29 protein-coding genes are annotated in these 26,554 nt (G+C 44.6%); 9 read left to right on the top strand and 20 right to left on the bottom strand.

Annotated elements, in window-relative coordinates; all coding sequences use genetic code 11:
• Positions 1-25 precede the first annotated feature (25 nt).
• Genes rpsD through rplQ form a run of 3 tightly spaced genes read left to right on the top strand, consistent with a single transcriptional unit; the run spans position 26 to position 2,066 of the window.
• Positions 26-646 (top strand): 30S ribosomal protein S4, encoded by a 621-nt coding sequence (gene rpsD / locus OCV44_RS01595; RefSeq protein WP_004738777.1) that lies wholly within the window; start codon positions 26-28, stop codon positions 644-646.
• 22 nt (positions 647-668) lie between these two features.
• The gene (locus OCV44_RS01600) at positions 669-1,661 is read left to right on the top strand and encodes a DNA-directed RNA polymerase subunit alpha (RefSeq protein ID WP_004729813.1); all 993 of its coding nucleotides are present in this window, start codon (positions 669-671) and stop codon (positions 1,659-1,661) included.
• 24 nt (positions 1,662-1,685) lie between these two features.
• Positions 1,686-2,066 carry a 50S ribosomal protein L17 gene (gene rplQ / locus OCV44_RS01605; protein ID WP_004729812.1) on the top strand — a complete coding sequence of 127 codons (381 nt, stop codon included), beginning with the start codon at positions 1,686-1,688 and terminating at the stop codon, positions 2,064-2,066.
• Positions 2,067-2,376: 310 nt separating this feature from the next.
• On the opposite strand, the gene OCV44_RS01610 is transcribed toward rplQ, so the two are convergent.
• Together OCV44_RS01610 and OCV44_RS01615 are read right to left on the bottom strand one after the other, a co-directional pair.
• A complete protein-coding gene (locus OCV44_RS01610) occupies positions 2,377-2,871 on the bottom strand; it encodes a DUF2780 domain-containing protein (protein WP_139685452.1) in 495 nt (164 codons plus the stop codon).
• Positions 2,872-3,005: 134 nt separating this feature from the next.
• Positions 3,006-3,626: an FKBP-type peptidyl-prolyl cis-trans isomerase gene (locus tag OCV44_RS01615; RefSeq protein WP_017107729.1), complete on the bottom strand. Its 621-nt coding sequence runs from the start codon at positions 3,624-3,626 to the stop codon at positions 3,006-3,008.
• A gap of 213 nt (positions 3,627-3,839) precedes the next feature.
• Here OCV44_RS01615 and OCV44_RS01620 point away from each other — a divergent pair, with 213 nt between their 5' ends.
• Complete coding sequence (locus OCV44_RS01620; protein WP_139685451.1) at positions 3,840-4,418, top strand: LysM-like peptidoglycan-binding domain-containing protein; 579 nt, start codon at positions 3,840-3,842, stop codon at positions 4,416-4,418.
• A 60-nt stretch (positions 4,419-4,478) separates the two neighbouring features.
• Here the strand turns inward: OCV44_RS01620 and OCV44_RS01625 are convergent, their stop codons facing one another.
• The 10 genes from OCV44_RS01625 to OCV44_RS01670 all read right to left on the bottom strand — a co-directional run bounded on the left by OCV44_RS01625 (position 4,479) and on the right by OCV44_RS01670 (position 14,016).
• Entirely contained in the window at positions 4,479-5,327 is an 849-nt protein-coding gene (locus OCV44_RS01625; protein WP_139685450.1) for a DMT family transporter, read from the bottom strand.
• Positions 5,327-5,779 (bottom strand): GNAT family N-acetyltransferase, encoded by a 453-nt coding sequence (locus OCV44_RS01630; protein ID WP_139685449.1) that lies wholly within the window; start codon positions 5,777-5,779, stop codon positions 5,327-5,329. Before OCV44_RS01630 ends, OCV44_RS01625 begins: the two co-directional genes overlap by 1 nt.
• A 57-nt stretch (positions 5,780-5,836) precedes the next feature.
• Positions 5,837-6,403, bottom strand: coding sequence for a Crp/Fnr family transcriptional regulator (locus OCV44_RS01635; RefSeq protein ID WP_061039609.1), 567 nt, complete (start codon positions 6,401-6,403; stop codon positions 5,837-5,839).
• A 71-nt stretch (positions 6,404-6,474) separates the two neighbouring features.
• The gene (locus tag OCV44_RS01640; protein WP_139685448.1) at positions 6,475-8,229 is read right to left on the bottom strand and encodes a lysophospholipid acyltransferase family protein; all 1,755 of its coding nucleotides are present in this window, start codon (positions 8,227-8,229) and stop codon (positions 6,475-6,477) included.
• A 12-nt stretch (positions 8,230-8,241) separates the two neighbouring features.
• Positions 8,242-8,679 (bottom strand): YHS domain-containing (seleno)protein, encoded by a 438-nt coding sequence (locus tag OCV44_RS01645; protein WP_086048650.1) that lies wholly within the window; start codon positions 8,677-8,679, stop codon positions 8,242-8,244.
• Positions 8,680-8,691: 12 nt separating this feature from the next.
• The gene (locus tag OCV44_RS01650) at positions 8,692-9,441 is read right to left on the bottom strand and encodes an NRDE family protein (protein ID WP_139685447.1); all 750 of its coding nucleotides are present in this window, start codon (positions 9,439-9,441) and stop codon (positions 8,692-8,694) included.
• 1 nt (position 9,442) lies between these two features.
• Positions 9,443-9,985, bottom strand: a complete 543-nt coding sequence (locus OCV44_RS01655; protein WP_139685446.1) for a DinB family protein — start codon at positions 9,983-9,985, stop codon at positions 9,443-9,445.
• Positions 9,986-10,004: 19 nt separating this feature from the next.
• Positions 10,005-11,138 (bottom strand): ATP-grasp domain-containing protein, encoded by a 1,134-nt coding sequence (locus OCV44_RS01660; RefSeq protein ID WP_139685445.1) that lies wholly within the window; start codon positions 11,136-11,138, stop codon positions 10,005-10,007.
• Positions 11,135-11,722, bottom strand: coding sequence for a DedA family protein (locus tag OCV44_RS01665; RefSeq protein ID WP_139685444.1), 588 nt, complete (start codon positions 11,720-11,722; stop codon positions 11,135-11,137). Before OCV44_RS01665 ends, OCV44_RS01660 begins: the two co-directional genes overlap by 4 nt.
• Positions 11,723-12,039: 317 nt before the next feature.
• Complete coding sequence (locus OCV44_RS01670) at positions 12,040-14,016, bottom strand: bifunctional 2',3'-cyclic-nucleotide 2'-phosphodiesterase/3'-nucleotidase (RefSeq protein ID WP_139685443.1); 1,977 nt, start codon at positions 14,014-14,016, stop codon at positions 12,040-12,042.
• Between the two features lie 451 nt (positions 14,017-14,467).
• Here OCV44_RS01670 and cysD point away from each other — a divergent pair, with 451 nt between their 5' ends.
• The 4 genes from cysD (at position 14,468) to cysC (ending at position 19,260) form a co-directional block, all read left to right on the top strand.
• Complete coding sequence (cysD, locus tag OCV44_RS01675; RefSeq protein WP_004735271.1) at positions 14,468-15,376, top strand: sulfate adenylyltransferase subunit CysD; 909 nt, start codon at positions 14,468-14,470, stop codon at positions 15,374-15,376.
• An 18-nt stretch (positions 15,377-15,394) separates the two neighbouring features.
• Positions 15,395-16,825: a sulfate adenylyltransferase subunit CysN gene (gene cysN, locus OCV44_RS01680; RefSeq protein ID WP_004735272.1), complete on the top strand. Its 1,431-nt coding sequence runs from the start codon at positions 15,395-15,397 to the stop codon at positions 16,823-16,825.
• 65 nt (positions 16,826-16,890) lie between these two features.
• Positions 16,891-18,615, top strand: coding sequence for an SLC13 family permease (locus tag OCV44_RS01685; RefSeq protein ID WP_054542377.1), 1,725 nt, complete (start codon positions 16,891-16,893; stop codon positions 18,613-18,615).
• Between the two features lie 24 nt (positions 18,616-18,639).
• Positions 18,640-19,260: an adenylyl-sulfate kinase gene (gene cysC / locus OCV44_RS01690; RefSeq protein ID WP_086048657.1), complete on the top strand. Its 621-nt coding sequence runs from the start codon at positions 18,640-18,642 to the stop codon at positions 19,258-19,260.
• Between the two features lie 158 nt (positions 19,261-19,418).
• On the opposite strand, the gene OCV44_RS01695 is transcribed toward cysC, so the two are convergent.
• From OCV44_RS01695 to OCV44_RS01725, 7 genes are all read right to left on the bottom strand, one after another.
• A complete protein-coding gene (locus tag OCV44_RS01695) occupies positions 19,419-20,327 on the bottom strand; it encodes a TIGR03899 family protein (RefSeq protein ID WP_139685442.1) in 909 nt (302 codons plus the stop codon).
• Positions 20,328-20,854: 527 nt separating this feature from the next.
• Positions 20,855-21,370 (bottom strand): DUF3299 domain-containing protein, encoded by a 516-nt coding sequence (locus tag OCV44_RS01700; protein WP_139685441.1) that lies wholly within the window; start codon positions 21,368-21,370, stop codon positions 20,855-20,857.
• 14 nt (positions 21,371-21,384) lie between these two features.
• On the bottom strand, positions 21,385-22,644 hold the full coding sequence (locus OCV44_RS01705; protein WP_139685440.1) for an ABC transporter permease: 1,260 nt from the start codon (positions 22,642-22,644) through the stop codon (positions 21,385-21,387).
• The gene (locus OCV44_RS01710) at positions 22,641-23,357 is read right to left on the bottom strand and encodes an ABC transporter ATP-binding protein (RefSeq protein ID WP_004735279.1); all 717 of its coding nucleotides are present in this window, start codon (positions 23,355-23,357) and stop codon (positions 22,641-22,643) included. The genes OCV44_RS01705 and OCV44_RS01710 overlap by 4 nt, the downstream gene beginning before the upstream one ends.
• 139 nt (positions 23,358-23,496) lie before the next feature.
• Positions 23,497-24,273, bottom strand: coding sequence for a zinc uptake protein ZrgA (zrgA, locus tag OCV44_RS01715; protein WP_139685439.1), 777 nt, complete (start codon positions 24,271-24,273; stop codon positions 23,497-23,499).
• A 41-nt stretch (positions 24,274-24,314) separates the two neighbouring features.
• Entirely contained in the window at positions 24,315-24,605 is a 291-nt protein-coding gene (locus OCV44_RS01720; RefSeq protein WP_012604884.1) for a DUF2607 domain-containing protein, read from the bottom strand.
• 90 nt (positions 24,606-24,695) lie between these two features.
• Entirely contained in the window at positions 24,696-25,247 is a 552-nt protein-coding gene (locus OCV44_RS01725; protein WP_139685438.1) for a YtfJ family protein, read from the bottom strand.
• A gap of 251 nt (positions 25,248-25,498) precedes the next feature.
• On the opposite strand from OCV44_RS01725, the gene OCV44_RS01730 reads away from it, so the two are divergent.
• On the top strand, positions 25,499-25,699 hold the full coding sequence (locus tag OCV44_RS01730) for a DUF1107 family protein (protein ID WP_139685437.1): 201 nt from the start codon (positions 25,499-25,501) through the stop codon (positions 25,697-25,699).
• A 107-nt stretch (positions 25,700-25,806) separates the two neighbouring features.
• On the opposite strand, the gene msrA is transcribed toward OCV44_RS01730, so the two are convergent.
• Positions 25,807-26,436, bottom strand: coding sequence for a peptide-methionine (S)-S-oxide reductase MsrA (gene msrA, locus OCV44_RS01735; protein WP_139685436.1), 630 nt, complete (start codon positions 26,434-26,436; stop codon positions 25,807-25,809).
• Positions 26,437-26,554 lie beyond the last annotated feature (118 nt).

The raw sequence follows: 26,554 nt of genomic DNA on the forward strand, positions 1-26,554 counted from the left end.
TTTCTAGGAATATTGGAGAAAGATCATGGCAAGATATTTGGGTCCTAAGCTGAAGCTTAGCCGTCGCGAAGGTACTGACTTATTCCTTAAGTCTGGTGTCCGTGCGATCGATACCAAGTGTAAAATTGATAACGCACCAGGTGTACACGGCGCTCGTCGCGGTCGTCTATCTGAGTATGGCGTTCAGCTTCGTGAGAAGCAAAAAGTTCGTCGTATTTACGGCGTTCTAGAAAAACAATTCCGCAACTACTACAAAGAAGCTGCACGTCTTAAAGGCAACACAGGTGCAAACCTGCTTCAGCTTCTTGAAGGTCGTCTTGATAACGTAGTTTACCGTATGGGCTTTGGCGCTACTCGTGCTGAATCTCGTCAACTAGTTAGCCACAAGTCTATTCTAGTTAACGGTAAAGTTGTAAACGTTCCTTCTTTCAAAGTAGCGGCAAACGACGTTGTTTCTATCCGCGAGAAAGCTAAACAGCAATCTCGTATTAAAGCGGCTCTAGAAGTTGCTGAACAACGTGAAAAGCCAACTTGGATTGAAGTAGATGCTGGCAAAATGGAAGGTACATTCAAGCGTATGCCTGAGCGTTCTGACCTATCAGCTGACATCAATGAACACTTGATCGTCGAACTTTACTCTAAGTAAGGTTAAAAAAAGAGAGGACACAATGCAGGGTTCTGTAACAGAATTTCTTAAGCCGCGTCTTGTTGACATTGAACAGATCAATACGACACACGCGAAAGTAACTCTTGAGCCATTAGAGCGCGGTTTCGGCCACACTCTAGGTAATGCTCTTCGCCGCATTCTTCTATCTTCTATGCCGGGTTGTGCCGTAACAGAAGTTGAAATTGAAGGTGTGCTACACGAATACAGCACTAAAGAAGGCGTTCAGGAAGATATCCTGGAAATCCTTCTAAACCTTAAAGGTTTAGCTGTACGCGTTGCTGAAGGCAAAGATGAAGTGTTTATTACACTGAACAAATCAGGCTCAGGCCCTGTTGTTGCAGGTGACATCACCCACGATGGTGATGTAGAGATCGCTAACCCTGAGCACGTAATTTGTCACCTAACGGATGACAATGCTGAGATCGCTATGCGTATCAAAGTAGAACGTGGTCGTGGTTACGTTCCAGCTTCAGCTCGTATCCATACTGAAGAAGATGAGCGTCCAATCGGTCGTCTACTTGTTGACGCTACTTACAGCCCGGTCGATAAAATCGCCTATGCTGTAGAAGCGGCACGTGTAGAACAACGTACTGACTTAGACAAGCTTGTTATCGATATGGAAACGAACGGTACTCTTGAACCTGAGGAAGCAATCCGTCGTGCAGCTACTATTTTAGCTGAACAATTGGATGCGTTCGTAGATCTTCGTGATGTACGTGTACCTGAGGAGAAGGAAGAGAAGCCAGAATTCGATCCTATCCTACTACGTCCTGTAGACGATCTTGAACTAACAGTTCGCTCTGCTAACTGTTTGAAGGCAGAAGCGATTCACTACATCGGTGATCTTGTACAGCGCACTGAGGTTGAGCTACTTAAAACGCCAAACCTTGGTAAGAAATCTCTTACAGAGATTAAAGATGTGCTTGCTTCACGTGGTCTTTCTCTAGGCATGCGTCTAGAAAACTGGCCACCAGCGTCAATCGCTGAAGATTAATCGAAAAGTTAGAAGGATTAGGTCATGCGCCATCGTAAAAGTGGTCGTCAACTCAACCGCAACAGCAGTCATCGCAAAGCGATGTTCAGCAACATGGCTAGCTCTCTTGTTCGTCACGAAGTTATTAAAACTACCGTGCCTAAAGCAAAAGAACTACGTCGCGTAATTGAGCCATTGATTACCCTAGCTAAGACAGACAGTGTTGCTAACCGTCGTCTTGCATTTGCTCGCACTCGTGATAACGAAGTTGTGGCAAAACTATTTAATGAACTAGGCCCGCGTTTCGCGGCTCGCCAAGGTGGTTACACTCGCATTCTTAAATGTGGTTTCCGTACTGGTGATAAAGCTCCAATGGCTTACATTGAGCTTGTAGACCGCCCAGCTGCTGAAGAAGCTGCTGAGTAATCTATACTAGATTCTTAATACAAAAGCCGAGCATTAGCTCGGCTTTTTTGTATCTGCAGAATAAGGAATAGATAATATAAATTGCACCATGATATTTGGCATTTTTTGCTTGTCTTATCTACGCCATTTTTCAAAAATATCTCGTATCTCGTATCTCGTATCTCGTATCTCGTATCTCGTATCTCGTATCTCGTATCTCGTATCTCGTATCTCGTATCTCGTATCTCAACCCCCCTTTTATCCCACGCATAAAAAAGAGCACCGAAGTGCCCTTACCAAATTCTTCAATTAATCAACTAATCGCTAAGGCCTACTGCCAAATAGCTGTAAGTGAATCCATCAGTCCGCTGGTTGCACCTTGAGATTGAAGTGTTTGAAGAATGATTGGCGCGAATGTTGTGATCATTGACGAATCCATACCTAACCCTGCAAACGCACTTTCTACAGCACCTTGCGAGCTTAGAACAGACGATAAGCCAGTAGACTCAAGCGTCGACATTCCAGGAATCAGCGTTGCGAGTTCTTTGTTGTCTGTAGTGCCAAGTGAATTTTGTGCGAGAGCTAACATTGAACCAATCCCACCGATCGCTTGATCGCTTGTTACAGAGGCTTGATTAGCAACTGTATCAGCAAGTGGCGTTGTTTCATTTTGCTGAGACCACATATTCACAGCTGCCATCAGTGCAGTTTGTGATAGTTGAGAATAGTTGGTATCTAATGATGAACCGGTTTGTTCAGAATCGCTAGTGCTAGCGCAAGAGACTACAGCAAGGCTGCTGAGTACAGTGATGAGTATTTTCTTCATTATTCTTCCTTAAGTAATAAAGTAATCGACCTATTCACTATAAACGAAAAACGGCGATGTAGTGACATCGCCGTTGGATTATTTCAATTTTATTTGCCTATAGTATTTTGTTTTACTAAAGGTTTTTATAAAAATTAAAGAATAGCTAGAAGTTCTACTTCAAATACTAGAGCAGCAAATGGTGGGATTGCAGCACCTGCGCCACGCTCACCGTATGCTAGGTCTTGAGGGATGTATAGCTTCCACTTAGAGCCAACAGGCATCATTTGTAGAGCTTGCACCCAACCTTGAATTACGCCAGTTACTGGGAATTCAGCAGGTTGACCGCGAGATACAGAGCTGTCGAAAACAGTACCGTCAGTTAGTTCGCCGTGGTAGTGAACACGTACTTGCTTGTCTGCAGTAGGGATTTCGCCAGTACCTTCAGTTAGTACTTCGTACTGAAGACCAGACTCAAGAACTGTTACTTCTGAACGAAGAGCGTTGTCAGATAGGAAAGCTTCGCCGTCAGCAGCTGCAGCTTTAGCTAGTTCTTGACGCGCAGCTTCACCACGAGTGTGTAGCTCTTGTAGTGCGTTGTTGATTTCGTCAACTTCGATAGCTGGCATGTCGCCAACTAGAGCTGTTGCGATACCTGCAGCGATTGCGTCAACGTTTAGGCCTTCAAGACCAGAACCAGCAAGTTGTTGGCCCATTTGTAGACCGATACCGTAGCTAGCTTTTTGCTCTACAGTTTCAAATTTTACTTCAGACATGAAAAGTCACTCTTTTTGTCAGTACGAAAAGGGTAAGAATACCAGTATTAGCAGCTTGAATAAACGGCTAGCCTTGGATCACTTACGCTTTAGGGTATCCAAATCACAGCTATGTCAATTTTCTTGCTTTAGTCCCTGTTGTTGCGGAAAGATCTATACTGTTGGTACTTTGGTTTTTATACTGTAGTTATTCAATATATAGGACGCAGTGGCATGAATCGTCGTCAAAAGAAAAAACAGAAAGTAGACCACTTTGCAGAGCTTAAGGAGCGACTGAATCTGGTCAAAGAGAAGTTAAGTTCGATTGATATAAAGAAAATGAAAACCTCAACAGCACAAACTTGGGTTGCATTACCGAAATTACACCAAAGACTATTGTTGGTGCTTTCTCCGATCGTATTAATCTTACTCTTTGTGCCGTCATCAGAACCTAACTTAGATGTAGCCCCAACAACATCGCGCGTTGAGCTTGAGATAAACACCGTTGGCTTAAGCGAACAGAAAAATGCTAAAAGCAATTCTTCAGAGCCGAGCAGTTGGCAAGAGTACCTTGTTAAGCAAGGGGATACATTAACTCAAGTGTTCCGAAATAATGATCTACCGCTGTCTGATCTTAACGCATTGGTTCGTATTGAAGGTGTAGATAAGCCGCTTAGTCAGATTCGTAAAGGTCAGCTAGTTCGATTCAAACTTGCTGAGACCGGAAAACTGGATATTCTTCAGCTTGAGAAAGGCGATACTTCGGTGATGTTCTTCCGTTTGTCTGACGGCGGTTTTGGGCGCAGCAAATAGATCTAACGTAGAACCTTGAGCTATACGCTTTAGTCGACATAGATAGACGATAGAAAAGAGCTAACTGTTAGCTCTTTTTTTTGGTCGCTTGAAAGGCGCTAACGGCAAGATGATCAGTATAATTCCGATAAAGGTTAGTGTATCTGGAATCTCGTCGAACCATATTGCACCTATTAACGCCACAAACACCAATCCTGAATACTCAGCTAAGGCAATTTGGCTAGAGTATGCTTTTTGGTATGCAGCGACCGCAAGGCCGTTGTAGCTCAATATGAGTGTTGCACTCAGGGCTATATATCCCAAGTGTTCGACAGACACGGGTTGCCAGTATAACAAGCACAGTATCAATGCTGCTGGAATAGAGAATAAGGTTGTCCACCAGAGCGTTGTGACGACGGTTTGTTCACTAGGAAGCTTTCTTACGAGTACATTAAATAGTGCGAGAGTGAGTGCTGTCCCCAAAGCAAACAGCGCAGCCCAATGAAATTGCGATGGCCTTAAGACAATCAATGCGCCAACAAAACCGATAGTGGTGGCGATAACCTTACCGAGTGCTGGTTGCTCTTTCAATAGCAACATAGAGAGCGGCAACATCAACAAAGGCGCGACATAAAATACTGCATTGGCGGTTGCCAAAGACAAGTGAGTGATTGCTACCACCATACATCCACTGCCAATTAGAATTAACTGACCTCGAATGAAAGTGACTTTGGCCTGCTGTAAGCGTCGTTGTTCTTTTTTCTGCTGTAGCCACAAAGGGGTGATGATGAGTAGAGATATCAACTGTCGGAAGAAAATATACTGTAAGGGCGGTACTTCGCCATTTAACAGCTTTACCGCTACGTCGGAAAACGAGGCAAACAAATTACCTGCAACCAACAATAGAATACCGGCAGTGATATTCGTCATTATTTATCTAATCTCATATCTACATGAGGAATGTCATCTTCGAGGTACATATCCGAAATGGTCTTGAAGCCGTGGCTCGCATAGAAGTTTTCTAGGTGTTGTTGCGCGCCAATATCGATGGTCTTACTCGGCCAAAGAGTCTCACAGCGTGTTAACGCTTCTTTGATCAATTGATGACCTAAGCCATCACCTCTTGCAGATTGCTTGGTTGCAACTCGGCCGATGCTTGTGTTGTCGTAAGAGGTGCCGGGGGGTAACAAGCGAGCACACGCTACCAACTCTTCATCAGCATAGCCAAGTAAGTGCTCAACACCTGCGAGTGTATCTTTACCGTCGAGCTCTGGATAAGGACAAGTCTGCTCAACGACAAATACATCGACTCGTAACTTAAGCAGTTGATAAAGCTGTTGTGTTGAAAGTTCAGAGAAAGGAATTGAGTGCCAAGTGATCATGCTTACATCCAGAGATTATCGATGCTCTGAATGTACTATGCGTGATGATTGTTGGCATTAACTATTGTTAATTCGACCTTTAATTCTGCTCAGACTGATCGCAGTTATTCCTAGGTAAGCGGCAATTTGATTGTCGTTCAAGCGCTGCTCAAGGTCGGGGTAGTGTTCGCAGAAAAGCTGATAGCGTTGCTCTGGAGTATAGAGCAGCATAAAGCGTTCTTTGTTTTCCTTATGCATTAGCTGAGTTTCTAACAACTTTAAATACAAAGGGTTGTTTGATGCGCGCCACTCGATCACCGCGTTCATTGGCAGTTCTAACATAGTAATTGGTGTGAGCGTTTCTAACAGGTAAGGGGACGCTTGGCTTTTTATCAGACTCTCAAAGCCGATGATCCAATCTTGTTCCCAGTAGAACTCTTTGCTGTATTGCTTACCGTCATTAGTGAGGTAACAAGCGTGGCACAACCCCTCAAGTACAAAGTAGATTGAACTCGCCATTTCACCTTGATTGATCAGGATGTGTCTGGTTGGTAGCTCAAGCGGTTTCGCGACGGCTAATAGAGATTCAATCTGACTTTCAGAGAAGTCGAAGCTTTGTAGTTGTTCGATAAAAGAGGTGTGCATGAAAATAACCTAACCCAAATAAGTGTCGAAATCATCGCACTTATTTGAGTATAGGTACAGAGCAGGCTAAATCAGTGTCGAGCGTGCTGTTCTAGATAGTCTTGAGCAAGTTCTCTACCCATGTATTTACCTAGAGTTTTCAATGGTACTTTCTTAAGGTTCACCACAATCAAGCCATCCAGAGCATCGTTAAATGATGGGTCGACGTTAAAGCAAACCAGTTTCCCGTTCATCCCTAGGTATTGGCGCAATAACACCGGTAGGCCTTTCCCTTGCTCCATACGAGCCAGCACTTTAGAAAGCAGAGGGACACTCGCCAATGACGATAGCAGGTGATTCTGCCAGAACACATTATTACTGGTATTGAGTGGTGACGAAGGAGAAACCAGGTTCGCCTTTTCCTCATCATAATGGTGGATTGACAAGGTGGTTGCGATCAACAGGCGCGCATTGTGGCTGTAATCATTACTGATACTGACTGGGCCGAATAGGTGAGTGTATTGGGGGTGACGGTACACAAAGGCTGCGATGCCTTTCCATAATAGTAACAGTGAGTTAAGGCTCTTTTGATAAGGTTTGCTCACCACAGAACGCCCAAGCTCAATGCTGTTGTCTAAGGTATCGATGAATTCTTGATTGTAGTTAAACAGACTGCGGGAATAGAGTTGATCAAGCCCGTGCTCAGCGAGCAACTTGTCGACCATACCAAGTCGGTACGCCCCGACCAGTTCAGCCTTAGCTTTGTTCCACACAAACAGTTGATGGTAGTAAAGGTCATACTCATCTAAATCACAGGCAAGCCCGCTGCCTTCGCCGACCTCTCTAAAGCTTTCTTCTCTTACTCGACCAATCTCGCGCATTAAATTGGGGATCGACTGGCTTGGTGTGCAAAACACCTCAAAATCGCCCTGTTCAAGTAATCTCATTTCTTGAGGCAGTGATGCGACTTCTATAGAGAGTACTTCTGATGGAATAGGCGTAATAACCTGAGTGTCAAAAGAGGGCGCGTGGATTGGTGTGTTCGGACTATCTTGTTGACTCATTAGGTAGGTATTAAGTCGTAGGTAGTTGACGATATCCATCTCTTGTTCGAACGACTTAATCTCTGAATACGGGATCGAAGACCCAATAGAGATAGAGATGGTAGTCGCTCGTTTATTAAGAAGTTCACGCCCAAGTAAAGCCGTTCTCAATAGTGGGTGAACACGGCCAGCTTGGTAGAAAAGCTCACTGTTCTTGCCATTGATGAAGATAGGAACCGTGGTGGCTTGGTGACGTTTAACGAACTTGGCAACCGATTTGCTCCATTCAATGTCTGTCAGTGTTTTTGCCCCTTTACGGTAACTTGATACTTCGCCCGCAGGGAACACAATCAACAGTCCTCCATCGGCCAAATGACGATTGGCATCTCGAATAGCCTTGGCGTTGGTGCGTTTCGATTCTTTACTGTTAAAGACATCGACTCCGATGAAAAGATCATCCAGTTCAGGCAATCGCTTGAGTAACTCATTGGCTAACACCTTCACATCCTTTCTGACCGATCCTACGAGATCGGCAAGGATCACACCTTCAATGGCGCCAAGTGGGTGGTTCGCCACAATCACCACCGGTCCTTCTTCCGGGATGTTTTCCGTGCTTCCCGATACAACCGAGTAATCGATATTGAGCGCCGATAGGGTGTAATTCATGAATTCGAAACTAGATAACTCGTTTTGTCGATCTTGATAGAGTCGGTCTAACTTAGATAGCCCTGTTGCCCACTCGACAACAGACTCACCTAAACCAAAAGGTGTGTAACGTGGTAAACGAAAAGGACTATCAATCATAATGAAGCTACCTTATTTAATCAGTTGCGGCCAAACTTTATCGGCTTGTTGAATATGTTGTGCTTGGTCTTGCTCCCAACGCTGTTTAATCTCTTGGTCGTAGTTGAGGTAAAGCTTGTTATCAACAATCGTCCATTGGTTCGGGTCTCCGGGTGCAAAATCACTTTTTGCTGATACTGCCCAAGCGCAATAGCCACCATATTGAGGGGCATATTTTTCAGGATTATTAACAAATAAAGTCAGATTCTTTTCAGAAGAGAAATACCAGTCCGCACCCTTGTACTCGGTGCTGAATTTTTTACTGCCTTCGACGGGGTTGCCTGAAGTGAAATACGCGACAGTATCGTAGCCATCGAGTGCCTTGCTGCTAAAGAATCCGGTGTAGATTTCATCGGCGGCAAATACATACGGGCTAACAAGTAGCATGACCATGGTTAATAGTTTTCTCATGATGGACTCCATCTATAGATTGATTGCGGGTGATAAATCGAAGGTAAAGCGCTGTTGATTTATCCGACATGGCTTAATGGGTTCACAAGGCGAGCCGGGTGCGTAAAACATCGAGGCTTTGCCGTGTAGATTGCGTAAGTGTGTAAAGCTCACCGTATGTGCGTCTTCACGATGCATACAGGTCGCTAAATGAGGCTGTTCACTATGATGGTGAGAGTGAAACATCAGTAAGTTTTGTTGATTCTTACCTGTTGCCATAAGCTGATCGTATTTTGCTTGTCGATAGGCTTGTACTCGCTCTAAATCAACACCGGATGAGAACAGCGGAGAATCAGTGTCGACGATTTTTTGTTGAATACCATCCCACATGTAGGCGATAACCAAACCATGGTGTTGAGTTAAGTTCGGCGCGAAAGCCAGCAAGGTAAATGGAGCAAAAGAGTGCAAGTCGAGCTTATGAAATGCTTCAGAGAGCTGACTGATGTTACGACTCGATGATAGTTTTTTAAGTAATAAACCGCGGCTGACCAAAGGACCAGCTGGTACTGTGCCTTGATAGTTATTGAGTAGGCATAACGAAAGCCCGAACTCATTAATGCTTATCCAACTACCGCCGCCAGTAGGGTCGAGTGGCATGATGATATCGGTACCCTTGACTCGATATTGTTTAGGCGGCATCGCCAATGCTCGCGTCTTTTGTTCATCACGATTAAAAAAGACCTGATAACCATTTTCCTCAAGTAGCCAAGAGACTGAGCACATATTATTGTTCCCTCAGATAGCTGCTGGTGGTTGGGGCATAACCAAAGGTGTTGCATGTTTCGACATCAAGAAAGGTTGTGATCACCTTGATCATCGCGTAATGATGATTGGCGTGCAGCGCAGCAAAGGTAACTTCTCTTTCTAGCGTAGAAGGCAGGCTGGCGAATACTTTTGTATCCATTGAAACTTCAGTTTGGATCATGATAGGCGCTTCGAGATCTCTGCGGTCTAATCGTTCAAGCCAGTTGATCACGTAATGGATCTCTTTCAACGCAATCGACCTGTCGAATTCGACGGGGTGACCACGACGACGAGTATTGTAATCAACGGTCGCATTCTCTTTTAAAATCAAAGCGTGAAAAAGATCGAGCGTGTGGCGAGTATGTTCACCAATAGAACTTGTGACGTGCGGCTTTGCTCGTGTCAGATAGTCGCTGTCAGATATCGCTAACAAAAACTCTAAACCCTGATTCAATATTTCTACCGCTCCCTTGATACTAGGAGAGAAAGAAGTGAGGGCGCTCGGTTGGGCTATGGGGTTCATTCATGGTCCTCGTACAAAGTTAGTCAGTGGTCGGATATTGTTGAACAAGACGTCGCTCTTCTTGCCACGCAGCGAATAAGCTCTTGAAAGAGGGAGTCTTATGGCCTCGTTGTTTTTGCTGAGCGCCAATATCAAAAAGAATGCGGTATTGCAGAAGTAGCGTAGAAAATATCTCTCGCAGCGGTGTGTTGCGATCCCAGATGTGCCCGGCTTCGCTACTCGCACCATTGACCTCAAGGATCGTGAAATCCTCGCCGTTCATTAGGCTGTGTATGTCCTTAAACTTGACGTCGAGTCGGCCAAAATGAAAACCATCGAAGTCATCGAATATCTCGTCTAAACGCTCTGTTAGAGCCTGAGTGATGTATTGATTGCCGTCTCGGAAGATGCAGCCACGGCTATGGCTACCTGCGAACGCGAGTTGGAACTCTTCGCCCTCTGCGAGCACTTGATCCAATTTATCTTCATGTCTCGGTAGATAAAGGTGACTAAGCTGCCCTGCACGCGGGCTATTTTCAATTAACTGCTTGAGTGTCGACTTGCCATCACCCATCACCATTGGCGCATACTTGAGTGTGATCGAGATGATCTCGCCTTGCTTTTTATTTGGGTAGCGAACATAGAAAACACCCGCTTCGGCTTGATAAGGCGCCTTTTCTTGCAATAGAAAGCGAGCGTTATTTGGGAAAGATTCAACATACTGCTCAAGTTGATCTTGTGTGTTGATCAGCTTGACGCCAACACCTCGGCAGCCAAGATCCGGTTTGGCCACAATCGGGAAATCGAGATCGGATTGTATGAGTGCGCGGCGTGCATCTTCAGCTTGTTTCTTACTGCTGAGATCCGTTTTGGTTAGGGTAATGAACGGTGAGATCCAACGTTGACTTGAAGATCCGGCAAGGCTCAATATCTCGTGCTTTGATTCGCCGACCATACCACTGAGTTTGATGCTCGGATTGGCGATGAGCGGGAGCGCCCAGTCAAAGTGTCGTAACCCTTGTATCAGGCTTTGAATCACCACTGGCGTGTAGAAAAACCAAGTTGGAAGAAACTCATAAGGAGAGACACTGCGCACGGTATCTTTTTCAAGCAGGGGCATGCCTGCATTAATTTGATGTGCGGGAATGATGCGAATATCTTGCGGTGAACTCATGATAATCCTCTAGAGTAGGTTTTATTCATTAATCGATTACCGATAAACAGCAAAGCGATGGCACACGGGATGATGATCCATTGATATTCAGAGGCTTGCAGCCACGCTGATGTCCCTAAATAGTAGATGGCAGAGAAGACAATGCCAGTCCAGAGCGCAGTGGCACTAATAACGGCAAACAAGAAAGTAGGCAGTGGGATGGCGAAAAAGCCACTTAAGGTAAAACCGACGGTACGAAGCCCGGGAATAAAGCGGATGATAAACAGACTGCTGAACGCGTTTTGACGTAATTTAAAGCGAAGTGCACGAAAGTACTTATTAGTGAGAGCTTTGTAACGAACGCCTCGGAAATAACGTCCTGATTTACCTAGGTAATAAAGACCGAGATCACCAGTGGCAATGCCGATAAAAATGGCAAGTAACGCATATTGAGGAAGCATTAATCCTTGAGTGGCTAAACCGGCAGCGGTAACAATCGCCAGATCTTCAAGCAGGTAAGAAAGCGCGATAATGCCAAGCATCAGCCATAACAGCGACTCCTCCCCTGAATTTAACCATGCTTGAATGCTCTCGATGGTGCCCATCAAATGTCCTTATCTATCCTATTAACGAATGACTTAATGGTCATTCATTGAGTGTAGTAAATTAAATAGACAGGAGGAGCTGAGAAAAACTTACAGATGATTGAGGATTTTTTGTGCGAGCTTGATTCAATCCGTGGTTTGAAATACGTTGTTTAAGTCGATCTTAAAGCGAAAAATATGGTGATTTTAAAGTGGATCTATCGAGTATTTGGCGTTGAAAGCAGGGCGTTGGATATGGGGATCCCATATGAAAAAGAAAAAGGCTGAGTCGTTAAACTCAGCCTTTCAGAACATTAACTATCGATTACTTAAGCAATCTATTTAGTTAGGTCAATTTGGTAAACAGCAAAACCAACATCGTCAGTCGCAACACGTTTCATCGGGTATTGACCCTTCTCTTTGATGAACTCTGCCGCTTTCTCGCTTGGAGACGTTTCAAAGCGGATATCTAACTTTTTATCCGTTTTGATTGGCGCAAATGACCAGTTGTTATCAGCCGTTGGGCTCACTTGACCTTGCTCTTTGCTCACTCGAGAGATGTAGTTCGCTAGAACAGTACGGTTCTCATCTGGTGCATCAAATGCGATGAAGTCTTCACCCGTACCAGGGAACTTATTGCTGTATGCACGGTAGTTGTTGGTCGCGATAATGAAGTCTTGCTTCATATCGATTGGCTTACCTTGGTAAGTTAGACCAACGATACGCTCAGAATCTTCGTTAATAACTTTACAGTTACCATCGTATTTTGCTGGCTGTGTAACATCAATTTGGTACTCAACGCCATCGATAACATCAAAGTTGTAAGTGCGGAAGCCATCCCAATCAATAAGCTGCTGAGGTGCAGTGTTGTTTACGTCGATTTGTTGGAATTGACCTGTAGTACACTCTAGCCACTCTTTTACTTCTTTACCGGTTACCTTCATCGCAACTAGCGTGTTCGGGTAAAGGTATAAGTCAGCCGCGTTACGGAACGTTAGTTGACCAGACTCTACTTCAGTAAAGTTCGCTGGGTCATTCTTACGGCCACCCGCTTTAAATGGAGCGGCTGCTGAAAGGACAGGAATATCGGCTAGATCAGGGTCACCTTGAATGAAACGCTCTACGTAATCTTTTTGTGCAAGGTTAACAATCTGTACTGTTGGATCGTCTTGAACAAGTGCCAAGAAGCTGTACATCACGTCGCTTGCTTTACCGATTGGTTGGTTAACGAAATCACGTGTACCTATGTGATCTGCTTCTAGTGCTTTAACGATACCAGCATCAGCGTCAGCGAGAGATTTCTTTTCGATTTTGTCGTAGATAGGGCGTGCTTCTGATTGGCCTTTAACGACTTCCCACTTACCGTCTTTTTGTGCAAGTGTTAGATCCATGACACCAACGTGGCTACCCCAACGACCAGGCATTACTGCTGCAACGCCATTCATTGTGCCCGTTTCGTTGTCGATGCCTTGAATGTCATCAAAACCTTTACCTGGGAACACGGCGTGAGAGTGGCCGAATGCGATTGCATCAATGCCGTCTACTTCAGATAGGTAGAACGTTGAGTTTTCTTCGCCATTTTTGTATGGGTCAGTTGATACGCCTGAGTGAGGGATAGCAACGATTACTTCAGCGCCTTCCGCTTTCATTTGAGGCACTAACTTGTTAGCTGTCTCAATGATATCGCGAGCGGTCACTTTGCCTTCAAGGTTTTTCTTATCCCACGTCATGATTTGTGGCGGAACAAAACCGATGTAACCCACTTTTACTTCATGTTTTACGCCAGCAGTATCTTCAAAGGTGTGTGTCTTGATGATGTAAGGCGTGAAGTAGTGTTCTTTGTTTTCTGCGTCGTAAACGTTAGCACTGATGTATGGGAAATCAGCGTCGTTGATAGACTCTTTTAGGAACTCAAGACCGTAGTTGAATTCATGGTTACCTAGGTTTGCAGCGTCGTAATTTAGTTGGTTCATTGCTTTATATGCAGGGTGAACTTCGCCCGCTTCGATGCCTTTGTCTGCCATGTAGTCACCCATAGGGCTACCTTGCAGCAAGTCACCGTTATCAACTAATACGCTGTTGGTTACTTCGCTTTGAGCTTCTTTTACTAGAGTTGCAGTACGTGCTAAGCCGATTTTTTTCGATGGCTTGTCTTTGTAGTAGTCGTAATCCATTAGGTTGGTATGGATATCCGTCGTTTCTACGACACGTAATTTAATCACTTCATCGGTATCTGGTGTTGTTGTACAGCCTGCTAAAGTCAGACCAAGACCCGCAAGTACAGCCAATGACAAAGGTTTCATTGCAACTTTCATTTTGGAGCTCCAAAGTGGATTAGTAGAAAATTCGTTGCGTAATGTAACAAAATGGAATGAAACAATGATTACAACGAATGTTAATTCGTGACTTAGATCGATTCCTTTATGGTGTTCTGCAAGGCGCCTCCCAAAGCTGCTCAATCGATACGCAATTTATATCGATAATATTAGTCCATTCATTTCACCTGCTTATCGATAAATTCAGTCCCTTATCAGCTTTTCGAATAAAAAATGAAATTTTAGAATTTCCAGTAATATGAGAGGCTCGTCATAATGCTTATATCAAGGACGTATCAGGCAGACGAATAGCAAGGATAGCTCAAAACGAAGCTTCTGTTTTCTTCTAGTGCCAATACTCCCATTCACTCAAGTGGATGAGTTAAATCCCATGCTTGGCAAGACTAAGTAATGAATTGCTCGTAACGCGAGCCTTAAAGGAAGCACTGAAATGGACCAAGAACGTTTAACCCACCTAAAACAGCTCGAAGCGGAAAGTATTCATATTATCCGTGAAGTGGCGGCTGAGTTCGATAACCCAGTGATGATGTACTCCATCGGTAAAGATTCTTCTGTGATGCTTCATTTAGCTCGCAAAGCGTTTTATCCAGGCAAGATTCCATTCCCACTATTGCACGTTGATACGGATTGGAAATTCCGCGAGATGATTGAGTTTCGTGATCGTACGGCTAAAAAGTACGGCTTTGACCTTTTAGTACATAAGAACCCAGAAGGTATTGAGATGGGTTGTAGCCCATTCGTACATGGTTCTTCGAAGCACACGGACATCATGAAAACACAGGGCCTTAAGCAGGCGTTAAACAAGTACGGGTTCGATGCCGCTTTCGGTGGTGCACGTCGTGATGAAGAAAAATCTCGAGCGAAAGAGCGTGTTTATTCTTTCCGCGATAAGAACCATACATGGGATCCAAAGAATCAGCGTCCAGAGCTTTGGCATACCTACAACGGCCAGGTTAATAAGGGCGAAAGCATTCGTGTCTTCCCGCTATCTAACTGGACTGAGCTCGATATCTGGCAATACATCTACCTAGAGAGCATCGATATTGTTCCACTTTACCTTTCAGATAAACGTCCTGTGGTTGAGCGTGATGGCATGCTGATCATGGTTGATGATGACCGTATGGAACTGCAAGAAGGTGAAGTGATTGAAGAGAAAAGCGTTCGTTTTCGTACTTTAGGCTGTTACCCATTAACCGGAGCGGTTGAATCTGAGGCGAATACGCTAACAGGCATTATTGAAGAAATGCTGGTGGCGACGTCTAGTGAGCGTCAAGGTCGAGCGATTGACCATGATCAGTCGGGCTCTATGGAGCTGAAAAAGCGCCAAGGTTATTTCTAAGAATCTAAGGAAAGAAAAATGAATAGTGCAGTAGAAGCCGAATTGGCTGAACTAGGGATTGAAGGTTATCTAAGTCAGCATCAGCATAAATCTATGCTTAGATTTTTAACTTGTGGCTCGGTAGATGATGGTAAAAGTACCTTAATCGGCCGCTTACTCCATGATACAAAACAGATTTATGAAGATCAGCTAGCGGCGGTTCACTCAGATAGCCAACGAGTGGGTACCACAGGTGAGAAGCCTGACTTGGCACTGCTTGTTGATGGTCTGCAGGCTGAGCGTGAACAAGGGATTACGATCGATGTGGCTTATCGCTACTTCTCGACTCAAAAGCGTAAATTCATTATTGCTGATACCCCAGGGCATGAGCAGTACACGCGTAACATGGCAACCGGCGCTTCAACGTGTGATCTGGCTGTGATCTTGATTGATGCTCGTAAGGGCGTTCTGGATCAAACACGTCGTCACTCGTTTATTTCTAACCTGCTTGGTTTGAAGCATTTCATCGTCGCAGTCAACAAAATGGATCTCGTCGAGTACTCGCAAGATCGTTTTGAGGAGATTCGCGATCAGTATCTAGAGTTTGCTGAAAACCTAGAAGGCGAAACTAACATTCAGATTCTGCCAGTTTCGGCGCTTGAAGGCATCAACGTTGCTGCACCAAGTAAAGAGCTGGCATGGTTCGAAGGCCCATCTCTATTAGAAGTGCTAGAGAACGTAGACATTGACCAAAAACGCTCTGCGGGTGAATTCCGATTCCCTGTGCAGTATGTCAATCGTCCTAACTTAGATTTTCGTGGCTTTGCCGGCACAGTGGCTTCTGGTCGTGTTAGCGTCGGTGATGAAATCAAGGCATTGCCTTCAGGTAAAACCTCGAAGGTGGCAAGCATTGTGACCTTTGATGGTGAACTTGAATCAGCACAAGCCGGTTTGGCGGTAACGCTGACTCTTGAAGATGAGATCGATATCAGTCGTGGTGATTTGATTGTGCTGGAAAACGCACAAATTGAATCTACTAACCATGTATTGGCTGACATCGTGTGGATGACAGAACAACCACTGCAACCGGGCAAAGCTTACGACATCAAAATCGCAGGCAAGAAAACCGTCGGTCAGGTTGAAACGGTTCGTCACCAATATGACATCAACAACCTGTCGACTCACGCTGTCGATGAGTTGCCACTGAATGGCATTGGCTTGTGTGAATGGTCACTGAACGAGACTGTCGCGCTGGATAAATACCGTGAGAGTGCTGATACCGGTGGTTTCATCGTTATCGACCGATTAACTAACGTGACGGTTGGTGCGGGTTTGATTCGAGACCGTTTGGACTCTGTTGAACAGCAAGTTGGCAACTTCTCTGCATTTGAACTTGAGTTCAACGCATTGGTACGCAAGCACTTCCCTCATTGGGATGCCAAAGATCTAAGCCAACTACTGAAGTCATAAACGACCAAGTACCAGCTTATTGAATCAGGCGGAAACCGATCGTTTCCGCCATAAAGGACGGGTATATGTGGCAACAAGGATTTGTATTAGCGATTTTGCTCGGCATCATTACTTGCCTGCTCGTTACCCGTATTAAGCCAAGCTTTATCTTTGCTGGCGCGGCGTTTATTGCTTTTATGGCTGGCATGATCGACTTGTCGAGCCTAGCCAATAATTTCACTAACTCCTCGTTACTGACTTTAATTCTTCTGATCCTCGCATCAAGTGCGTTGGAGAAAACTCGCTTAATCAGCTGGGTTAGCCGTAATATCTCTGAAGGCCGGCTAGGCACAGTAGTTGCGAAGTTGGGTATTTCCACAGCGTTACTTTCTTCTTTTACCAATAACACCGCGGTGGTTGTCTCTTTGATCGGGGCGATCAAACGTAATCAACAACATGCGCCATCTAAATTACTTATTCCTTTGTCATATGCTGCCATCTTAGGTGGAACACTGACATTGATCGGCACCTCTACCAACTTGATCATCAATAGCTTTGTTGAAGATGCAGGACTACCGAGCTTAAACTTTTTCACGCCAACCTTGATCGGTCTAGCTGTCTTAGTCGGTGGTGTGTTGATCCTTATCCCTCTGAGTTACTTCTTACCAAGCTACGATGATGGATCGCAGGACGATCTACCTTACTTCTTAGAAGCAAGAGTGGAGCCCGGCTCACCGTTAGTTGGCCGCAGCGTCAGTGAGAACAACCTTCGAGCACTGAGAAAACTGTTTTTAGCGGAAGTGATTCGCGACGGTAAAACTACAGCTTCGATTGACCCTGATTTTATACTACAAGCTCGTGACCGACTGCTGTTTTGTGGCGATGTCGAAAGCGTTGCAACACTGCAAGAAATTCAAGGATTAACCCTGTTTGGTCAGCATCACCTAAATGGCCAGAGTTTTGTTGAAGTAGTAGTGAGTTCTTCGGCAAGCTTCTGTAATAAAACCCTCAAAACCAGCCAGTTTAGAGATCGTTTCGATGCGGTTGTGGTTGCTATTCGTCGTGGTCACGAACGCCTTGAAGGTGGGCTAGGGAATATCACATTAACCGCTGGTGATACCTTGATTTTGGTTCCTGGCAAACGCTTTGAAGAGCAGCGCCAGCAACACAACAAAGAGTTTGTGTTGATGAATGACTTGGATTCGAGTGCCAAGCTTGATGCCGATAAATCGACGTTCGTGTTGCTCGGTTTTGCCAGTGTTATTGGGTTATCGCTCGCCGATGTAGTCCCGATCATTAAAGGGCTCGCGGGATTTTTATTATTGCTGGTGGCATTTGGTGTAGTGCAACTGGGTGAGCTTCGTCGCCGTTTTCCTGTTGATATTGTGGTGATCGTTGGTTCGGCACTCTCTATTGCTCAACTGATGATTTCATCTGGGCTGTCTGAGCGTATGGGGCTGATGTTTATGGAAGCCTTTAATGGCTGGGGTGTGTTCGGTGCGTTAGTCGCGACCTATTTTATGACCTTGGTTCTGACAGAATTGGTGACCAATAATGCGGCCGCAGCACTCTCGTTCCCAATCGGCTATAGCATGGCTATCGGCTATGGCGTTGACCCTATGCCATTCATCATGGCGGTTCTGTTTGGTGCCAGTGCCAGCTTTATTTCGCCATACGGCTACCAAACCAATTTACTTGTTTATAGCGTAGGTAATTACCATCTCACGGATTATCTACGTATCGGCATCCCAATCTCTATTGTCTATTCGGGCTTGGTGCTGACCCTAATTCCTTACTTTTTCCCATTTTAATGCTGTTTATTTAAAGGACTAATTATGACCGCAATACTCAAACCAAAAGATGAGAATGTTGTGTGGCATCAACACTCGATTGATAAAGCATTTCGCTCTAATCTGAAATCACAAAAGCCAGCCGTGCTCTGGTTCACGGGATTATCTGGTTCTGGGAAGTCGACAGTCGCTGGAGCATTAGAAAATCGCTTGGCACAGCTTGGTTACCATACTTACTTATTGGATGGCGACAATGTCCGTCATGGATTATGTAGCGACTTGGGCTTCTCTGAGCAAGACCGTCGAGAGAATATTCGTCGTATTGGTGAGCTCGCTAAGTTGATGGCGGATGCAGGTTTGATCGTGTTGTCTGCTTTTATTTCTCCACATCAAGCTGAAAGACAGTTAGTGCGAGATTTGCTGCCCGAAGGCGAGTTTTTAGAGGTGTTTGTGAACACGCCACTCGAGGTTTGTGAGCAGCGTGACCCGAAAGGTCTGTATAAGAAAGCACGTGCGGGAGAAATCCCGAACTTCACAGGTATTAGTTCAGCTTATGAAGCGCCTCGCAACCCAGAAATCGACTTACCGGCGGGCGAAAAGACACTCGATGAACTGGTCGAATTGTGTATTGATGCTTTAGAGAAACGTAATATTTTAGCCAACTGAGATCGCTGGTACGACTAAGGCTGCTCTCCTGCTTATTCTCGGCGGATAAATAGTGCAGCTTTGGTTTACCGAGACAAGAAACCTATCCTCTAGATTCTCTTTACCCTTATCAAGACTCTTCACTGTGTACACCGTCTGTTTTTTACAGTATCGACTGTCTAGACGGTGTAATTCACACTGCTTTTCACTTCTGTCTGAACCGTGAATTTCTGGCTCAATAGCGCAATCAGTTGGTCGTAATACTGCGTGTTAGGCTTGTTGCCAAGTAAGTTGCAAAGCTCATTGCCTGTAGGGCTGAATCGGTAGTAAATCAGCTTCACCCCTTTTGATAATGGTGCCAGTGACATGCCCTTACCTTGATAAGTTAAGTGCAGAGCTGGATCGAAATCAATCTCTCCAGATTCTAATTCTGTGCCCAGAATAATCCCAAGTTCAATCAAGTGGAGCAAGCTAGAGTAGGGCAGGTTGTGTCCACCAAGATTGATGGTGTTGGTGGTGTCCCTTTTACCAAAACTGAAGATTCCAGCATGGGATTTAAAACCGAGTAAAAGCTTTCTGCTGTTATCGCTACCAAAGCTACAGCCAAGTGATGCCGCTCTTTGCAGAGTGAGTGCTTCTTTCGGTGTCATATCTTGTAAGATCTTCAGCGCCTTCATTGACGTTGAGCCTGGGTTGGTCACTTCTCTCTTTAGTACCTGAGCCCATAGCCTCTGCATCGAGGTATTGTGGATCTCTTGTGCCATATCGAAGAAACGGTATAGCCAGTCCTGATCAGGGTCTCCAGCAGCTTCATCCTTACATGAAGAGTGCGCCAACTTTAGAATCTGTTCTAGATTCTTTTGACGAAGTTCTTTACGTTTTCTTTCTCGTAATAGTGCTCGTTCGATAAGGGTACTCTCACCTTTATCGCTTGGTTTTGCACTATGACTAAGTAAGGAATCGAGGCCGAAGCTTTGTGCTATGTGCAGCATTCTGCTTGCACTGTCGGCAATATGAGGTTTTTTCTCATGCTTGGGCTGTGTATCGCTAGCATGCTCAATGATCACTGGCTGTTTGGTTTCTGACATAAGAGTACCGTTAGGAGATGACTCAATACCAATCGTAGTCAATAATTGCTCACCCTAGCTTGTTAAAACGCTCGATAACAGCATTAGAATTTTTGATTGTAGAATAACTACTTATCAAAACTATTTATTGGAAAGAGCTGCCTTGTTCTCAAGCCTTTTTCCTACGCTATTTCTGAACACTTACTTATTGTGATTGGTATAACTGTTTAAAATGTAACTCTTTATCTTATTGGTGGCTAGATTTTGCGTGCAGAGTTGAAGGTTTCAACAAAATTTTACTTTTGCTAATGATAATAAAATGTTAAATTTGTTGTAATTCTCAAGGAGGAGCTATGAATCAAGTCAATGATAACAAGCTGAAGAAACAGCTTAGTATAGGGTTATTACTCGCTACTTATGTGGCTGTGCTAGCTTACTTATCTAATTACATCGTGTAATTTAGAATAAAATCATAGTTATTAAACTGTTATTGAATAATATTACTTGTTCAGTGACGGCAGCTCATCCTTGAGCCACCCTTCTAATAACTACATGTCATCGTATTCTTCAATCGCAGTACCTTCAATAAGATACCCCGTTTGCGCCAAGTCATGGCTTATTGACTCCGTTTTCAGCGTACCGACTAAATAGACCACATCCCATAATTGCTGGATTGGTGCACCTTTAGGGAACTTCACATAGATGATTTGGTTCGGCGGCGGCGGCGGTACGTGGATACATGCGCCAAAGTATGGCACTAGCAGAAACTCAGTGATCATATTCTCATCGCCTTCCAACGGAATCACAAAGCCAGGAATCTTAACTGTGCTGCCATTCAACTCCGGACGAACAGCGCCAAGTGTCGACTGTTGAGGTTTGTCCATACTGTCGTGGTTAACCATCGGCATGCCAAATGAGTCGAGTTGTGCTCGCTCTGACTCTGGAATCAAGTCAATCCAATCGAGGGTTAATACCGATTCGTCAGTCTGAGTGGTGTCAGCGTGAGCTGTGCTGATAAATGGGAACATAAGTAACCCAAGTATCAGTAAGAATTTGCGTTGCATCGTAGGTTCCTATTTTAGATTCGAATAGTCATGCCATCAGACAATGACTGACGGTAAGCCCTGAAAGCGGGAATAAAGCCGATAATGATTCCGGCAACTTGCACCAACATAAGCAGTTTCCACTCATGAGGTGTGATTGCGGATATCGATATGTTGATACCATAACTTTGTTGCACAATAGGAGCAACCACTGCAATTAACGCAAACAACACGGCAACACCTAATGTGATGCCAAGGAAGGTCAGGGCACTTGCTTCACTGATAAGTAAACCAAACACATGACGAGGTCTTGCTCCCATAGCACGAAGAATGGCCATCTCTCGGCGTCTTTCTTGCAAACTAGTGAGTAGGCTACTGAGCATGCCCAATAATCCCGCGATTACAACAAACCCTGAAACAATCAGTAGTGCTTGTTCTGCTACGGCCATCATTCCCCACAATTCGTGAAGCGCAATACCCGGCATAATGGCGCTCAAAGGTTCTTGGCGGTAGGTGTTGATTTCTCTTTGCAGTGCAAAAGTTTGGATCTTCGATTTAAGGCCAACCATCATCGCGGTAATCTGCTTAGGTTGGAAGTCACGTTGCTTTAGCGCTTCAGCATTCGGCGTGTGGCCTAGGTTGGCACCCGATTCCCAGCCAACGTGAATCGCTTCAATGGCCTCTAACGAAACATGCACCGTTTTATCTACCGGTGTGCCGGTTGGTGCGAGTATTCCCACAATGGTAAAGGGCAGGTTATCGTGGCGGCTGAAGGCTACGTCACTGATGCCATGAGCAAGAATGATGTGGTCACCGATTTTGTAATCTAGCTTCTTCGCGACATCGGCACCAATCACGACATCAAATAGCTGATTGAACTCTTTGCCTTGCTGAAAAGTAAGTGGTTGCTTACTTCCATAGCGATAATTCTCGAAGTAGCTATGGTTCGTGCCCATTACGCGGAAGCCTTTATGTGAGTCACCCAATGAGATTGGGATCGCCCACTTTACAGCGTTGTGCTGGCTAAATTCTTCATAGCTTTTCCAGTCGATGTTGTTGGTCGCATTACCGATTCTAAATACGGAATAAAGCAGCAGGTTTACCTGACCAGAGCGGCCACCGACGATAAGGTCAGTACCTGAAATCGTATTAGCAAAGCTGCTCTTAGCTTCGGTTCTTACACGTTCCACACCGAGTAATAGAATCACTGACACTGCCACGGTGAGAATGGTCAGAATGGCGGTGGCTTTACGGTTGAGTACGCTTTTTAAGGCTAAGTGAGTAATTACTTTCATACGACAACCTTAGCTTGGTTAACGGTTTTTAAATCTATGGTTCGAGTGAACAGTTTTTCTAGTGTTGGATCGTGACTGACAAAGATCAGGGTAGAACCCGCCTGATTTGCTTGTTCTAGCAACAGTTCGATAAAGGCTTCTCGGTTGTCATGATCCAGAGCCGAGGTTGGCTCGTCGGCAATAATGATTTTCGGCTGGCCGATCAAAGCACGAGCGGCAGCAACACGTTGTTGTTGACCAATACTCAACTCGGTAACGGGCTTGTCCATGAGAGCTTGAGGTAGCTTTAACCTAAGCAACAACTCTTGAGCGGTTGCTTGCAGGCTGTTCTGACTTTCAGTGACTTGCTGCTTTCGAATCTTAGAAAACTGACAAGGAAGCGTCACGTTGTCGATGACTGACAAGTAAGGAAGCAGGTTAAATTGTTGGAATATATAACCAATATGATCGGCTCTGAATTTGTCTCTCTGGCGAGGTGTCAGCTGTGTGAGATCTTGGCCAAGGATAGATACTTCGCCCTGTTCAGCTTGGTTGATTCCGGTCAGTAACCCTAACAATGTTGATTTCCCGCAACCACTAGGCCCTTTGATGAAAAGGTGCTCTTGGGCTTGGATATGCAGTGAGGGGATCTCTAGCGTTGGGGGCAATTCAGGCTTCCAACGAAAGCTGATATTTTCGAGTTTGACCACAAGTGATGAACTGTCAAAAGACATATTAGCTCCAATAATTAAAGCGGTGTCTCTACTGGACAGTTATTAGAATAATAAATTCCCAGAGAACACCGATTTGTACAGCCAAGTAAGTGAATACTTACTTGGCTGCTTATCTACGTTTAATTCAATCTAATGCTAATTAGAATCGAAAACTAATACGATCTGCGTTAAGCACTTCTTGAATTTGAGCAGTGTCGGTTAGTAGGTTCACCGTCATTGATTTTGTGTTGCTGAACTTAGAGAACCACTGAGTATTCACGGTATCCAGTTTTTCAATGTCAGAACATTGGTAGTGGTATTCAACCGTGAACTCTCCGTGGCCGCCTTCTGAGTGGTCATGGCCTTCGTGGTCGTCATGATCGTGTTCTGCATGGTCATGGCCTTCGTGGTCATCATGATCGTGCTCAGCATGGTCATGGCCTTTGTGGTCATCATGATCGTGCTCTGCGTGGTCATGGCCTTTGTGGTCATCATGGTCGTGTTCTGCGTGATCATGGCCTTTGTGGTCACTATGGTCGTGTTCTGTGTGATCATGGCCTTTGTGGTCGTCATGATCGTGCTCTGCGTGGTCATGGCCTTCGTGGTCATCATGATCGCCTTCCAAGGTGTTCGTCACCGACTTGAACTTCAGAGTACAGCTTGCATTTTTGAAACCAAATAGCTCATCTGGCTTGTTTAATTGCGCAATCGCTTGTTCAAATACTTTCTTTTGCTCAGCAGTTTCTGGAGCATGTTCAAAGCCAACCACATCAGCGCCGGGAGCTGTTACTTCAACAAGCAGTTCTTGCCCATCTTGAGCGATGTTCACCTCAACTTTACCGTGCACGTGTGCTTCGTGAGAGCGGAATTCTTCGTTAGCTAGAACATTAGTAGAGACAGTCATACCGATAACAACGGCTAGAATAGTAGGTTTCATGTTTTTTTCCTGAATAAAGGTTAATTAAAAAGTAGTGGTAATTAAGAAATCTTTACAGGAGGTGAACGTGCTAAATAAGCGAAATACAGGCGCTGTAACGAAACGACTGACTCTGTGATAGCGACAGTAAATTCCGAATGGAACTCTGGGATCTGTGGAAGTGAATGCGCCGTTATGAACTGATTTATCGAAAACAGTTCACAGTGATGTGAAGAGTGATGATGTGGGTCGATATCCACAATATGTGTCGCGGCTAACACGCTCAACATGAGCATCAGCCCAAGCAAGAAGCCTGTTTTACGTTTCACATTATTAGGTGTGTTTTTCCACATCAGGATGATTAACCACAGAATTAAAAAAGGATACTGTTATAATATAACAATATCCTTTGGTCAGGTCTCGAAAAAGACGCGAATATCTTATTAAAGGCTCGCTTTAATCAACTCAATGACTTGAGTGACTTCTGAGTCGTTTAATGCCCCTTCTTTAACAAACAATATTTTACCTTGCTTGTCTTGAACGATAATCGCTGAGCTCTCATCTTTTAAAGCCCATAATGACGCTACGGTTCCGTCTTCATCTAGCACCATAGAAGACCATGGAAATTCTTCTTTACTACTTTCTGCTGACGATTTAACAAAAGATCCAGTTCCCCAAATCGCATCATCTTGGTTGATGATTGTGGTGGTTTGGTAGCTGTCTTCTGCGAATTTCGATGCTGTAATGGCTGCCATTAGTGGTGCGTTGAGTTCTTTTGAGCTGCTACGGCCAGCAATAGCTTGAACGACGCGAACTTTACCTAGAAGATCATTGGTTGCCCAAGCTTGATATCCAGTATTTCCGTCGTTTAGTACGATTTCACCATAGTTGCTAACATCGACAGCAGGCAGAGTTTCACCTACAGATAAGTTGTGAGCATTGGCGAAGAGTGGAGAGGCTGCGGCTAAAAAAGCCAGTAGAGTTTTGTTTTTCATTATATTTTTGTTCCGCTTATTGGTTTGCTCTGGAAGTATAATATGAAATTTGAAAAATGCCTCTTTAACTTTTTATCGTACGATGTAGAAATAAGTTGCAGGCTTGTTACCAAAAGGTATAATGCATCAATGTCGAGATGAACAATAGATTATCTTGCTGTTTGCTAAAGGAATTAGCGATTGAATGTGCTTTGAATACGTTGGTGTTCAGGTACATGACTGTAGTACTCAAATGGAATTGAGGTTGTATTATGTTAAGAAATTTTTCTACTTACCGTCCACATCAGGTGGCGCGTTTCGTTAAAGTCCTGTTCAAAGGCCAGTTTGCTATTGAGGGTATCGGAGAGTTTAGCTTCGACCAAGGCAAGGTGCTTCTCCCTGAAGTTTCAGACAAACAAAAGCTCACTATTTTTAAAGAAGTTAACGGCACCATTGCTGCTTTGCCGGTCTAACTGACACTTATCGATTTGTCTCATTCGAAATGATAACAATGAAAAAGGGCTTCTTAATGGAAGCCCTTTTTTAATGGATGTCGTTTTCGTTTACGGCCTAGCACCGTTTATTGTGGAGGGAAGCACACACCTGTTCCACCTAACCCGCAATAACCATTCGGATTTTTAGCTAGGTATTGCTGGTGGTAGGTTTCTGCGAAAAAATATTTTCCAGCAGGTAGAACTTCCGTCGTGATCTCGTTGCCTAATGATTCAGTCATTGCTCGTTGGTATTCACGTTTAGAGTGCTCAGCGATAGTCTGTTGTTCTTCGTTGAAGGTGTATATAGCAGAACGGTATTGAGTCCCTAAATCGTTGCCTTGGCGCATACCTTGAGTTGGGTCATGGCGTTCCCAAAAGGTCTCAAGTATTCGATCTAAAGACGTTTGTTCGCTATCAAAAATGACACGAACCACTTCGGTATGGCCGGTTTGTCCGCTACATACCTGCTCATAAGTGGGATTAATCGTGTATCCACCAGCGTAGCCAACGGATGTTGAAATAACGCCGTCCAACTGCCAGAACAAACGCTCAGCTCCCCAGAAGCATCCCATACCAAGTAAGACTTCTTGTTGAGAACCCGTAGGAGTATTGAGCAAGTCAGTTTGATTAACGAAATGGCGCTCAGTGATTCTAATTGGGTCAGCATTTCCCGGTAATGCGGTTGCTGCGGAAACCAGTTGTTGTTTGTTTAGCATGTTACATTCCTTTTCGCATACGTTTACCGCGTTAGTTACATTAGATCTAGGTTTATACTAACGGTAGGCTCATATTAACGGCAGGTTAATATTGATTAAGTCTCTACATTAGACCGTG

The organism is Vibrio tasmaniensis, from assembly GCF_024347635.1.
Classification (GTDB): Bacteria; Pseudomonadota; Gammaproteobacteria; order Enterobacterales; family Vibrionaceae; genus Vibrio; species Vibrio tasmaniensis.

What these genes read in the sequence shown, in the direction of transcription:
- rpsD (WP_004738777.1), top strand. Translation starts at nt 26, where the DNA reads ATGGCAAGATATTTGGGTCCTAAGCTGAAGCTTAGCCGTCGCGAAGGT.
- OCV44_RS01600 (WP_004729813.1), top strand. Translation starts at nt 669, where the DNA reads ATGCAGGGTTCTGTAACAGAATTTCTTAAGCCGCGTCTTGTTGACATT.
- rplQ (WP_004729812.1), top strand. Translation starts at nt 1,686, where the DNA reads ATGCGCCATCGTAAAAGTGGTCGTCAACTCAACCGCAACAGCAGTCAT.
- OCV44_RS01610 (WP_139685452.1), bottom strand. Translation starts at nt 2,871, where the DNA reads ATGAAGAAAATACTCATCACTGTACTCAGCAGCCTTGCTGTAGTCTCT.
- OCV44_RS01615 (WP_017107729.1), bottom strand. Translation starts at nt 3,626, where the DNA reads ATGTCTGAAGTAAAATTTGAAACTGTAGAGCAAAAAGCTAGCTACGGT.
- OCV44_RS01620 (WP_139685451.1), top strand. Translation starts at nt 3,840, where the DNA reads ATGAATCGTCGTCAAAAGAAAAAACAGAAAGTAGACCACTTTGCAGAG.
- OCV44_RS01625 (WP_139685450.1), bottom strand. Translation starts at nt 5,327, where the DNA reads ATGACGAATATCACTGCCGGTATTCTATTGTTGGTTGCAGGTAATTTG.
- OCV44_RS01630 (WP_139685449.1), bottom strand. Translation starts at nt 5,779, where the DNA reads ATGATCACTTGGCACTCAATTCCTTTCTCTGAACTTTCAACACAACAG.
- OCV44_RS01635 (WP_061039609.1), bottom strand. Translation starts at nt 6,403, where the DNA reads ATGCACACCTCTTTTATCGAACAACTACAAAGCTTCGACTTCTCTGAA.
- OCV44_RS01640 (WP_139685448.1), bottom strand. Translation starts at nt 8,229, where the DNA reads ATGATTGATAGTCCTTTTCGTTTACCACGTTACACACCTTTTGGTTTA.
- OCV44_RS01645 (WP_086048650.1), bottom strand. Translation starts at nt 8,679, where the DNA reads ATGAGAAAACTATTAACCATGGTCATGCTACTTGTTAGCCCGTATGTA.
- OCV44_RS01650 (WP_139685447.1), bottom strand. Translation starts at nt 9,441, where the DNA reads ATGTGCTCAGTCTCTTGGCTACTTGAGGAAAATGGTTATCAGGTCTTT.
- OCV44_RS01655 (WP_139685446.1), bottom strand. Translation starts at nt 9,985, where the DNA reads ATGAACCCCATAGCCCAACCGAGCGCCCTCACTTCTTTCTCTCCTAGT.
- OCV44_RS01660 (WP_139685445.1), bottom strand. Translation starts at nt 11,138, where the DNA reads ATGAGTTCACCGCAAGATATTCGCATCATTCCCGCACATCAAATTAAT.
- OCV44_RS01665 (WP_139685444.1), bottom strand. Translation starts at nt 11,722, where the DNA reads ATGGGCACCATCGAGAGCATTCAAGCATGGTTAAATTCAGGGGAGGAG.
- OCV44_RS01670 (WP_139685443.1), bottom strand. Translation starts at nt 14,016, where the DNA reads ATGAAAGTTGCAATGAAACCTTTGTCATTGGCTGTACTTGCGGGTCTT.
- cysD (WP_004735271.1), top strand. Translation starts at nt 14,468, where the DNA reads ATGGACCAAGAACGTTTAACCCACCTAAAACAGCTCGAAGCGGAAAGT.
- cysN (WP_004735272.1), top strand. Translation starts at nt 15,395, where the DNA reads ATGAATAGTGCAGTAGAAGCCGAATTGGCTGAACTAGGGATTGAAGGT.
- OCV44_RS01685 (WP_054542377.1), top strand. Translation starts at nt 16,891, where the DNA reads ATGTGGCAACAAGGATTTGTATTAGCGATTTTGCTCGGCATCATTACT.
- cysC (WP_086048657.1), top strand. Translation starts at nt 18,640, where the DNA reads ATGACCGCAATACTCAAACCAAAAGATGAGAATGTTGTGTGGCATCAA.
- OCV44_RS01695 (WP_139685442.1), bottom strand. Translation starts at nt 20,327, where the DNA reads ATGTCAGAAACCAAACAGCCAGTGATCATTGAGCATGCTAGCGATACA.
- OCV44_RS01700 (WP_139685441.1), bottom strand. Translation starts at nt 21,370, where the DNA reads ATGCAACGCAAATTCTTACTGATACTTGGGTTACTTATGTTCCCATTT.
- OCV44_RS01705 (WP_139685440.1), bottom strand. Translation starts at nt 22,644, where the DNA reads ATGAAAGTAATTACTCACTTAGCCTTAAAAAGCGTACTCAACCGTAAA.
- OCV44_RS01710 (WP_004735279.1), bottom strand. Translation starts at nt 23,357, where the DNA reads ATGTCTTTTGACAGTTCATCACTTGTGGTCAAACTCGAAAATATCAGC.
- zrgA (WP_139685439.1), bottom strand. Translation starts at nt 24,273, where the DNA reads ATGAAACCTACTATTCTAGCCGTTGTTATCGGTATGACTGTCTCTACT.
- OCV44_RS01720 (WP_012604884.1), bottom strand. Translation starts at nt 24,605, where the DNA reads ATGTGGAAAAACACACCTAATAATGTGAAACGTAAAACAGGCTTCTTG.
- OCV44_RS01725 (WP_139685438.1), bottom strand. Translation starts at nt 25,247, where the DNA reads ATGAAAAACAAAACTCTACTGGCTTTTTTAGCCGCAGCCTCTCCACTC.
- OCV44_RS01730 (WP_139685437.1), top strand. Translation starts at nt 25,499, where the DNA reads ATGTTAAGAAATTTTTCTACTTACCGTCCACATCAGGTGGCGCGTTTC.
- msrA (WP_139685436.1), bottom strand. Translation starts at nt 26,436, where the DNA reads ATGCTAAACAAACAACAACTGGTTTCCGCAGCAACCGCATTACCGGGA.